Source organism: Pseudoalteromonas arabiensis (assembly GCF_001550155.1).
Lineage (GTDB): Bacteria > Pseudomonadota > Gammaproteobacteria > Enterobacterales > Alteromonadaceae > Pseudoalteromonas > Pseudoalteromonas arabiensis.
This window is the reverse complement of the sequence record NZ_LRUF01000026.1, coordinates 556,436-567,122: the sequence shown is the minus strand read 5'-3', so window position 1 is coordinate 567,122 and position 10,687 is coordinate 556,436. Positions and strand designations below refer to the sequence as shown.

Annotated in this window: 10 protein-coding genes; 4 read left to right on the top strand and 6 right to left on the bottom strand. The window is 42.1% G+C overall.

The window, feature by feature from the left end; genetic code table 11:
* Positions 1-154: 154 nt before the first annotated feature.
* Both PAARA_RS19755 and dnaQ read right to left on the bottom strand, forming a co-directional pair.
* Entirely contained in the window at positions 155-1,528 is a 1,374-nt protein-coding gene (locus PAARA_RS19755; RefSeq protein WP_062570691.1) for a TIGR03503 family protein, read from the bottom strand.
* Between the two features lie 9 nt (positions 1,529-1,537).
* Complete coding sequence (dnaQ, locus tag PAARA_RS19750) at positions 1,538-2,248, bottom strand: DNA polymerase III subunit epsilon (protein WP_062570690.1); 711 nt, start codon at positions 2,246-2,248, stop codon at positions 1,538-1,540.
* A gap of 68 nt (positions 2,249-2,316) precedes the next feature.
* Between dnaQ and rnhA the strand changes: the two genes are divergently transcribed.
* Entirely contained in the window at positions 2,317-2,784 is a 468-nt protein-coding gene (gene rnhA / locus PAARA_RS19745) for a ribonuclease HI (protein ID WP_062570689.1), read from the top strand.
* 90 nt (positions 2,785-2,874) lie between these two features.
* The gene (locus PAARA_RS19740; protein WP_062570688.1) at positions 2,875-3,738 is read left to right on the top strand and encodes an MBL fold metallo-hydrolase; all 864 of its coding nucleotides are present in this window, start codon (positions 2,875-2,877) and stop codon (positions 3,736-3,738) included.
* Here PAARA_RS19740 and PAARA_RS19735 read toward each other — a convergent pair.
* Positions 3,709-4,467 carry a class I SAM-dependent methyltransferase gene (locus PAARA_RS19735; RefSeq protein WP_062570687.1) on the bottom strand — a complete coding sequence of 253 codons (759 nt, stop codon included), beginning with the start codon at positions 4,465-4,467 and terminating at the stop codon, positions 3,709-3,711. The genes PAARA_RS19740 and PAARA_RS19735 overlap by 30 nt on opposite strands.
* 53 nt (positions 4,468-4,520) lie before the next feature.
* Between PAARA_RS19735 and gloB the strand changes: the two genes are divergently transcribed.
* A complete protein-coding gene (gene gloB / locus PAARA_RS19730) occupies positions 4,521-5,294 on the top strand; it encodes a hydroxyacylglutathione hydrolase (protein ID WP_062570686.1) in 774 nt (257 codons plus the stop codon).
* 146 nt (positions 5,295-5,440) lie between these two features.
* Positions 5,441-7,024: a LysM peptidoglycan-binding domain-containing protein gene (locus PAARA_RS19725; RefSeq protein ID WP_062570685.1), complete on the top strand. Its 1,584-nt coding sequence runs from the start codon at positions 5,441-5,443 to the stop codon at positions 7,022-7,024.
* Positions 7,025-7,079: 55 nt separating this feature from the next.
* Here the strand turns inward: PAARA_RS19725 and speB are convergent, their stop codons facing one another.
* The 3 genes from speB to PAARA_RS19710 all read right to left on the bottom strand — a co-directional run bounded on the left by speB (position 7,080) and on the right by PAARA_RS19710 (position 10,574).
* The gene (speB, locus tag PAARA_RS19720) at positions 7,080-8,003 is read right to left on the bottom strand and encodes an agmatinase (RefSeq protein WP_062570684.1); all 924 of its coding nucleotides are present in this window, start codon (positions 8,001-8,003) and stop codon (positions 7,080-7,082) included.
* Between the two features lie 3 nt (positions 8,004-8,006).
* A complete protein-coding gene (speA, locus tag PAARA_RS19715) occupies positions 8,007-9,920 on the bottom strand; it encodes a biosynthetic arginine decarboxylase (protein WP_062570683.1) in 1,914 nt (637 codons plus the stop codon).
* 192 nt (positions 9,921-10,112) lie between these two features.
* The gene (locus tag PAARA_RS19710) at positions 10,113-10,574 is read right to left on the bottom strand and encodes a GNAT family N-acetyltransferase (RefSeq protein WP_062570682.1); all 462 of its coding nucleotides are present in this window, start codon (positions 10,572-10,574) and stop codon (positions 10,113-10,115) included.
* Between the last annotated feature and the right edge of the window lie 113 nt (positions 10,575-10,687).

Sequence of the window (10,687 nt, the reverse complement as noted above, 5' to 3'; positions counted from 1 at the left end):
AACCCGCGACCCCCGGCGTGACAGGCCGGTATTCTAACCAACTGAACTACCACTCCACATTTTCGTTGCTGAGAGAGTCTCCCCTGACAGCGGCGTGAATAATACGAATCACCCTCTGGTTCGTCAAGGGCTTTTTTGTTTTTTTACAGGTTTTTTAGTCATCTGACATCGAAAGGTTTAAAATTTCACCTGATTTATCATTTTTTGAGCCATTTTTGCCAACTTCTTTTTCACCGGCTGCCTGTTCGTCATTACTCGTTTGGTTTTTTTTCTTTAAAAATGGTAAAGAAAATTTAAATTTAAGCGGTTTCTTTTGTACAAAAACTCGAATTGCTAGCCAGCCTAACAACAAGACGGTTAAATTTCCAACAACAATTAACGTTAGCATCAACATCGTTGATGCTCTTTGTTCTTCTTCGAGGATTCGTTGTTGCTCTGCTTGTGCTTCTAAATCAATTTCAGGGCGAACAATTTCTGGTACAACTTCAATTGGCCTATCAATCTCAAATTTATAGGTGGGCAATGTAGCCATAAATTCTCGATCATTTATATTGCTACCAAATACTGATAGCTCAACACTGTATCGCCCCCAGTCATAATTTTTAATCGTGAGCTGTCGAGTTTGAGACGGCTTTGCGTCCATTGAGAACATCTGCTCTTCATTATTTGGGTAATAGATTTTTCCTTGAAGCAATACCGTTTCAGGTTTAATTAGCTCAGGATTGAGGGTTATAGTGAGCAAATGGTCATCCGTTTCTTGCTCAGCAAGCGCAATGTCGTAGCTAAATGGCGGTTCATGAATAACAATAGGTTTCTGTACTACGGTACGTTTAAAAATAGGTGTTTCTATATATAGTTCTGGTTGCCATTCTCCAGCCGGGAAAGATAACTGAAATTCACCCGTAAAGACGCCATCAAGAGGCCGCTCATCAAAGCCGCGTCCATCATCTTTAAAGTCGGTTATACTTTGCGTCCCCGCTCCAAAGTTTGCATAGTCACTATTATTTGTACTTACAAAATCGACGTGCAGGCTAATAACATCCCTGAATTGCCCGACTTCTATTGGCTCGCCATCATTGAGTACACGTCCTGTCAGTTTTATTGTTTCACCACGAAACAGCATCGGAGGAAGAGGATCAACGCTTAATTCAATTTCCCCCAACACAATAATACGACTATCAGGTAAAATACTACCAACAACCTGCCAAGGTCCTGGCATTGGTTTTGAAATGGTGATTAGGTCATAGGTCATCTCATCATGCCACTCCAAATCATCATTGTTCAATGATTCGTTAACGTGGTACTTACTACCATCAGGCCTAACTAAGACAACTGCAGGGGTTCCTCTTTTACGAAAGAAGAGTAAAGTAATCTTTTCGACTTTATGATCAATGCGAAAACGATTTTCTAGCAGGGGGATCTCATTTTGAATCCCATCTCGTTCAAGTGGCGTAATTTTATCTTGTTCCGCGCTTATGCCCATTAGGGGCAGTACACATAGCAATCCCGCTAGAAATTGTTTTTTCATTTTATTACCCTATTCTGCCCGCCATAAACACTCACCGCCTTTAGCGACCAAGTCTAAACGCTGTTCATGAGCGGCATGCTCTTGCTCTGTAGCTTTTAATACAACTAAAGGGGCTCTGTCAGCACTTAAACGTCGAATCCCTCCAGTTTGTTGCTCAGACCCTTCATCTTTATTCTGATTTAAATTTAACTTAACTTGACCCCCTGTCATTGCTAAGTAAACATCCGCTAGGATCTCAGAATCCAGTAGTGCGCCGTGTAAGGTACGTTTTGAGTTATCGATATCATAACGACGACAAAGTGCATCAAGGTTATTCTTTTGACCTGGGTGCAAGTCACGCGCCATTTTCAAAGTATCCAGTACACTACATACATCGGCAGTATTTGGAAAACCTTGATTTAACAATGCAAACTCATTGTCCATATGGCCGATATCGAACGCTGCGTTATGAATCACAAGTTCCGCACCACGAATATACTCTAAAAACTCATGGGCAATTTGTTGGTACAAGGGTTTATCACGCAAAAATTCATTGGTAATACCGTGAACGTCAATCGCTTCTTCTTCAATTTCACGTTGTGGATTAATGTATACATGAAAGTTGTTGCCAGTTAGGCGGCGATTAACAAGCTCAACACAACCAATTTCAATAATGCGGTGGCCTTGTTTTGGGTCAATACCCGTGGTTTCTGTATCTAAAACTATTTGTCTATGTGCCATATCGTCTTAAGCCTGACTCTGGTATCGTTCTATCATCACTTTATTGTACACAATATCAAGGTAAAACAGTGCAGAAAACCGTAGAGATTTACACCGATGGATCATGTTTAGGTAATCCAGGGCCTGGGGGGTATGGCATCGTGATGCGATATAATGGTCACGAAAAGCAATTAAGTAAAGGCTATACCTTAACAACCAATAATCGGATGGAAATGCTCGCAGCCATAGTCGCACTTGAAACTCTCACCCGCCCTTGTCACGTCATTCTGACCACCGATAGTCAATATGTAAAACAAGGTATTGAATCATGGGTCGAAAACTGGAAAAAACGCGGCTGGAAAACCGCAGCTAAAAAACCTGTGAAGAATGTCGATTTATGGAAACGACTCGATACAGCATGCCAACAGCACAGCGTAGAATGGCGCTGGGTAAAAGGCCATAGCGGCAATAAGTATAATGAAATTGTTGACGACCTTGCCCGCGAAGCTGCTGGCAGCAATGAATTACTTGAAGACACAGGTTACGACGGTAATTAAAAATGCCTTAAAATAAACTTTGCGCAGGCCGTTTTATATTTTTGTTATATGATATAAGATTTAGCTATAACATATAACTAAGGACTTTTTATGGCTTTGCGCATTCACTCTTTTTTTCATCTACAAAGCGCTACTCTGTGTTACTTAGTCAGTTGTGAAAGCACTAAAGATTGCATGCTGATTGATGCACCCGCTGATTTTGATATGCCAAGTGGTGAGTTAAGTTTTGCTACAGCCAATGAGATCATCAGCTACATAAAGACTGAGCAACTCACATTACAGTGGCTACTTGAAACTCATGCCCATGCAGACCATATCACCGCCGCAAGTTATATAAAGCAGCAATTACAAGACACACATCCATGCAAACTTGGCACTGGTGAAGGGATCACACAAGTTCAAAAGCACTTTAGCCAACTTTATAATTTAGATATGCCATGCAATGGCGAACCTTTTGATGCCTTATTTGCTGATAAAGCACAATTTCGGTTAGGTGAATACACGGTAGATGTGATTGCCACGCCTGGCCACACCCCTGATAGTGTGTGTTACCACATTGATGGCAATGTATTTGTCGGAGACACCTTTTTTATGCCAGACAGCGGCACAGCCCGCTGCGACTTCCCAGGTGGCAGTGCCGCTGAGCTATATGATTCACTACAACGAATTTTAGCCTTACCTGACGATACCCTACTTTGGATGTGTCATGACTACCAACCAGAGGGTCGCCCCCTTGCGAACAAAACTACAGTGAAAGAACAGCGTGAGCAAAATATTCATTTAAAAGGAGATAAGCAAAGCTTTATTGCGACTCGTGAAGGCCGCGATGCAACCTTGACCGTACCAAAGCTGTTGCACCCTTCTATTCAATTAAATATTCGTGCAGGTCAGTACCCAAATAAAGCGGATAGTAAACAGCGCTATTTAGCTATCCCGCTCACAGTGCTGCTTTGATGTTTGTCTTAGCCCCGCTCCTTTTACTGGCGAAAATTGGGGCCTTGCATGCCATTTAGGTTTTATTGGTGTAAGCGGAGCCACACGTTTTCGAGCCACCAGCATATAAACACTGCCCATTGGTTTTAAATATTGTTGTCCAAAACTGCGCCACGCAGCAAAGCGCGATAGGCGGTTACCTCTGGCAAGAGAAGAATGGATAAAACGCTCATCAGAAATAATCTCAAAACCTAAAAGATTCAGCCAATCTTTTACACGAGACGGCGTAAAAAAGCGCCCTGTCCAAGGGAGCTTTTGGCGACTAAAGGGCAATAACTGCGCCAACCCACACAAGCTAAACGGGTTAAAGCCTGTGATCACAATATAGCCACCTGGGATCAATGTACGATGTGCTTCGCGTAAGATATGGTGCGGATCAGAATGATATTCTAAGCAGTGCGATAATATGCAGGCATCAACACTGTGCTCATAAAAAGGTAACTCGTCCACATCGGCAATAACCCCAGTAAATAAGCCCTGCTCTGCGACGCAAACTTGATGCTTAATAGGGCTTTCACTGGTTGCTATTTCACCACTTAAATTACCAAGCTTTAACATGTGATAACCGAACATGCGTGGCAGCCACGGAACTAGCTTACGCTCTATTTCAGCACGTAAATAGTCACCATGAGGGAACTGCTGCCATGAGTAAGGCTTAGGACCTTCTTGAAAACTAAGGGCTGGTTTCATTTTCTGAGCTCGTTATACTGTATCTTAACTGTCACTTTATAGAGCAATTAAACATGGTGCAAGTCAAAGCAATTAAAGCCTTTTCTGATAATTATATTTGGTGTATCACAAATGAAAGTGAACAAACAGCATGGGTGGTTGACCCAGGTCAAGCTGAGCCTGTTTTAAACTATCTAAGTGAACAAAACTTAACACTCGCAGGGATTTTAATTACCCACCACCATTATGACCACACTGACGGCGTGGCTGCGCTGGTAAAAGCATACCCGAGCATTCCCGTTTATGGTCCTAAGCACAGTCCGTTCAAGGGCATTAATCATGGTGTGTTAGAAGCAGATAAAGTCACCGTATATAATTACACCTTTACCGTACTTGCAACTCCTGGCCACACTCTGGATCACATTTGTTACTTACATGATGAGCTAAGCTTTACTGGCGATACGCTGTTTAGTGCAGGTTGTGGGCGGTTATTTGAAGGTAGTGCCGAGCAAATGTGGCACTCTTTATGTAAATTAAGAGCCCTGCCGGATGAATGTAAAATCTACTGCACTCATGAATACACGCAAGCCAACTTAGCCTTTGCAAAAGCCGTTGAACCAAACAATGAATACCTACTCAACTACAGTGATAAAGTAGATTCGCTGCGCGCCAACGGTGAAATAAGCTTACCAACTAAGTTAAGTGTAGAAAAACAAATAAACCCATTCTTACGTAGCCACTTGCCTAATATCACTGATGAGCTTCCCAATGAGCTAAAAAATAATTTGAATCTTGATGAACCTTGGCAACGCTTTGCAGGTCTCAGGGCTTGGAAAGATAATTTTTAAAAAACAAGCATGACTTCAGTTACAATTTTATAGATTTAGATCAGCATCTTGCAACAATAAGCTGACATAAACTGGTCATAAAGTGGCAATATGTTCTCAGAGCAGGTAATATTCGCCGAGTTTTTTTACCTGATGTATGGGTATATATGTATAGATCTCCTCTAGTTTTTACACTCGCGCTGGCTTTAAGTGGTTGTCAACTAACAACTTCTGATACTGCACAACCTAACATTGCTAATAATGATGTTGAGCAGCAACTGGGTGGTGCCAGTCCAAGTGATGTCAATGATGCATTGATGATCAACGCACAATACCAACAGTTAACTGATATTGATGCACCACCAGTTTTTGACGATGTATGGGAACGTATTCGTTATCAGCTATCTATTGATGTGCCACAAAACCGTCCTGTAGTTGCTGAGCGTAATTACTATGCACGTCATCAAGCATACCTTGACCGCATTGCAAAACGCGCAGAGCCATACCTTTACTTCATTGTGGAAGAAGTTGAAAAGCGTGAAATGCCAATTGAGATAGCGCTTTTACCCATTGTTGAAAGTGCCTTTGACCCCTTTGGTTATTCACACCGCAGTGCCTCTGGTATCTGGCAATTTATGCCACAAACCGGTGAGCGTTTCGATTTAAAACAAAACTGGTGGTACGACGGTCGTCGTGACATTGTGCAATCGACGCGTGCAGCGCTTGATTACTTATCATATTTACACAAGACCTTAGAAGGTGATTGGTTAAATGCCATTGCCGCCTATAACTCAGGTGAAGGTCGTTTACTTCGTGCTATTAAAAAGAACCGCAAAAAACACTTACCCACAGATTTTTGGTCATTAGACCTGCCACGAGAAACCACGTCGTATGTACCAAAGCTCTTGGCTCTGTCTGATCTTGTAAAGCGCAGTGACGAATTTGGTGTGAAGTGGCAACCGATTATCAACGCGCAAGTAGTTGAAGCCGTTAATATCGGTAGCCAAATTGATTTAGCACTTGCCGCTGATATGGCTGATATTAGCTTAACTGAGCTGTACCGCTTAAACCCAGGCTTTAATCGCTGGGCGACGGATCCAAACGGTCCACACTTTTTATTACTGCCATCAGATAAAGTTGAGTCTTTTACTGAGAAACTAGCAAAAACAGAGCAAAAAGATCGCCTACGTTGGCAGCAATATGTGGTTGCCCGTGGTGATAGTTTATCAGTGATAGCGAAAAAGTTTTCAACGAGCGCAAGCGCGATAAAAACGCTGAATAAACTTTCATCAAATACTATTCGTGTTGGCCAGCAGTTACTTGTGCCACTCAGTGACGGTGAAATCAATAGTCAGCACTTACCTAAGTCTGTGCGAATGGCTGCGAATAAAGCGACACGTAAAAAACTTAGCCATAAAGTCGCCAGTGGCGATACCTTATGGGATATCAGCCGCGAGTACGATGTGACCATTGCAGAGCTTGCAACATGGAATAAACTGAAAAAAGACGCTGTATTGCGTGTTGGTCAAAAGCTCACTGTGTATAAACAGGAAAAATCACAACTTGCTACTACACAAATCAAAGAGCGCACCATTACCTATAAAGTGCGTCGCGGTGATTCGTTAGCACGCATTGCTGCCAAGTTTAATGTGTCTGTAGAAGATATTGTTAAATGGAACTCATTAGCAGGGCAAAAATACATTCAACCTGGGCAAAAGCTTAAACTCAAGGTTGATGTACGAAGCGCTTAATTGCTTCATCCAATATAAAAAAAGAGCGCCTAATGGCGCTCTTTGTCTCTCTCATTTAGTATTTATGCTTTAAAGCCCATAAGTGTAATAGCTCATTGGCAATGGTCGCTGCAGCAATCGCTGTAAGTTCACTTTGATCATACGATGGTGATACTTCAACTACATCCATACCGACCATATTAATGCCTTTCAATGCACGAAGTACTTTAAGTACTTTATCGCTGGTTAAGCCACCACACACTGGTGTACCTGTCCCTGGCGCGAATGCTGGATCAAGGCAGTCAATATCAAAGGTTAAATACACAGGTAAGTCACCCACGCGTGCTTTGATTTGCTCTGCGATATCTTGTACAGGTAAATCATTGGCTGCCATTGCATCAATCACCGCAAACTCGTGTTTGCTCTGATCAAAATCAGTACGAATACCGATTTGAATGCTGTGATCAACATCAATCAATCCTTCCATCGGCGCATGATAAAACATGGTGCCGTGATCATAACGTGAGCCATTGCTGTAAGTGTCTGTATGCGCGTCAAAATGAACTAATGCCATTTTACCGTGTTGCTTAGCATGGGCACGTAGTAGTGGCAAAGTCACAAAGTGGTCGCCACCTAAACCCAATAATGTTTTACCTTGGCGAAGAATTTGCTCAGCCGCTAATTCTAATTGCGCGGTAAAATACTCTGGGTCGCCTACTGGGTAAGTAAAATCACCGGCATCTGCTAATTTCAAACGCTCGAACAACGGGAACGTCCACGGGTACTTGGTTTCTTCCCATGCGAGGTGCACTGAGGCACGGCGAATTGCATCTGGCCCTAAACGTGCACCTGGACGACCTGAGGTTGCCAAATCAAATGGTAAACCTAACACCACCACATCCGCATCGATTGCTGTGATGTTTTGCACCATCGGCTGACGTAAAAACGTCATGCCGTTTGAGTATAACGAATGATCTGTGTGGTCAAACAATGTCGACATTGCTTATAACTCTTCTAAATAAGTGTAACCATTTAAGCCAGTTTGCAGCTCATCTAATACGCTTTGCTGCTCTGTTTCTGGCAATTTTGCCGCCACCAGCTGGGCGTAAGATTGCTGGAAGCTTTCTACATCTAAATGTACGTAACGCATCATGTCTGCAACGGTATCACCTTCGTTAATTTCAGTGATTTGCGCCTGACCTTGCTCATCCATTTTTATAATTGCACTGTGTGTGTCACCAAATAGGTTGTGCATATCTCCTAAAATTTCTTGGTAAGCACCGACTAAGAAAAAGCCCATTAAATAAGGTTTTTCTTCGCTAAATGCTGGCACAGGTAATGTGCTTTCAATGCCTTGACCGTCTACATAGTGCTCCATCGCACCGTCTGAGTCGCAAGTAATATCAAGTAACACGGCGCGTTTCTGTGGTGCTTGCGTTAAACCACTTAATGGTAGAACAGGAAACACTTGGTCAATACCCCATGCATCCGGTAATGACTGAAACAGTGAAAAGTTCACAAAAAACTTATCTGCTAAACGCGCATTTAATTCATCAATAATCGGGCGATGAAAACGGTTTTTGTTATCCATATGTTTGTTAAGTTCATAACATACACGTAAGTTAACTTGCTCCGCCCATGCTCGCTCTGTTAAATCAAGTAAACCAAGTGCAAACTGATTATGTGCTTCGGCTAAATCGCCTTGGCTATCGTGATAAATTTCAATTAATGCACGGTCGTCATTGTCATCACTTAACTGCTGCCATGATGTCCACATATTTTTTAATAACAGAGGTGCATCAGCGGCTGGCGCTTGAATGTCTTCTGGTACATAGCTTTCAGTGCCAATCACATTCGAAATCAATACAGCATGGTGCGCTGTTAACGCCCGACCTGATTCAGAAATAATGCGTGGCATTGGCTGCTCATATAACTTACAGGTATCACCAATGGTGTATACGATGTTATTAGCGTATTCACTTAGGCTGTAGTTCATTGAGTTATGAGACTGGCTGCGTGTACCGTCATAATCTACTGCTAAACCACCACCCACATCTAAGCAATCAATTTGTGCGCCTAATTTACGTAACTCACAGTAAAAACGCGCAGCTTCACTGACACCTAAGCGGACATCGCGGATGTTGGCCATTTGCGAGCCAAGGTGAAAGTGTACAAGCTGGATCAAATCGAGTTGATCAGACGCTTTTAAGCGATTAACTACACTCAATACTTGCGATGCCGATAAGCCAAATTTTGATTTTTCGCCACCACTTGCTTGCCACTTGCCCTTACCTTGCGACGCTAAACGTACGCGAATACCAATGCGCGGTTTTACGTTTAACTCTTTTGCTTGGCTAAGCACCATGTCAAGCTCAGACAGTTTTTCAAGAACAATGTAAACCTTGTGGCCTAGCTTTTCGCCAATCAGTGCTAAGCGAATGTATTCTTGGTCTTTGTAGCCATTACATACAATCACCGCACTGGTTTTTTCAGCCATTGCTAATACAGTTAATAGCTCAGGTTTACTGCCCGCTTCTAAGCCCAATTGTTTCTTTTCAATATCAGCTTGGCTTGCAACAATTTCTTCAACAACTTCACGCTGTTGGTTTACTTTAATTGGGTAAACAAGCAAATAGTCTTTCGGATAACCATAATTTTCAATTGCCGTGTTAAATGCCTGGCATAAGCTATGTACACGATGATGTAAAATTTGTGGAAAACGAACCAGCGCAGGCAAGCTTAAGCCTTTGTCTTGTAATTGCTGTGCGATATCGATTAGTGCAATGGTTTGCTCTGGGGCATGGGCCTTTGGCGCAACATACACATCACCTTGATCATTAATACCAAAGAAACCTTGGCTCCAATGACGAACATTGTAACTCGTGCGAGCTTGTTCTAGTGATGTTGTCTCTTTCATCTATCTTTCTCTTTTATTTTAGTAGTGCCGAAATCGGCAAGGGTTGTTGCCGCGCATTAAAAGAAAAATAGTGATTCAAGTCCAACAAGAATTTTTACTCGTAACGAGTGATTTTTGATGTGTAAATTAAATGGCAAACCCACTTAAGGTAAGCCTTAGCAGTGGGTTAAAATGATAAGTAGCAGTAAAGAATTATTGATTAAGGCCTAATTCCATAAATAAACTTTGTGGATTTTCGCTGTAATTACCAAATGGACCACATCGACTAAAGCCTAAGTTTTCATACAAATTAATTGATTCTGTTTGTTTAGGGCCTGTTTCAAGTCGAATAAGTGGAATTTGTTGCTCACCGGCATGATGCAATAAAATTTGCATAATACGGCGGGATAAGCCCTTTCCTCGATAGCTTGGTTTTACGTATAAACGACGAATCTCACCATATGGCGGATTTCCCTCTTGCATCACAATTGCGCCACACGCCACAATACCATCATCATTTTTTAACCCTATCGCATATACATTTGGCTCAGCGAGCTCTTCAACGCTTAACGATTGAGCTGTGGCGACTGGATATAAAGAGTTTATAAGTCGGTCTATATCGGAAAACACGTTTACTACGTCAGGATCATGTGGATTTAAATCGACTAACTGCATAAAACTCCCATTTTCAAGATGTCGTTTTTGTTAATTATGTTAACAATAGTATAGGATCCTCAGCGGATCCTCTAGTGCTGTTTTCATTATTCGTTTTTATAGGTACTTTCAGA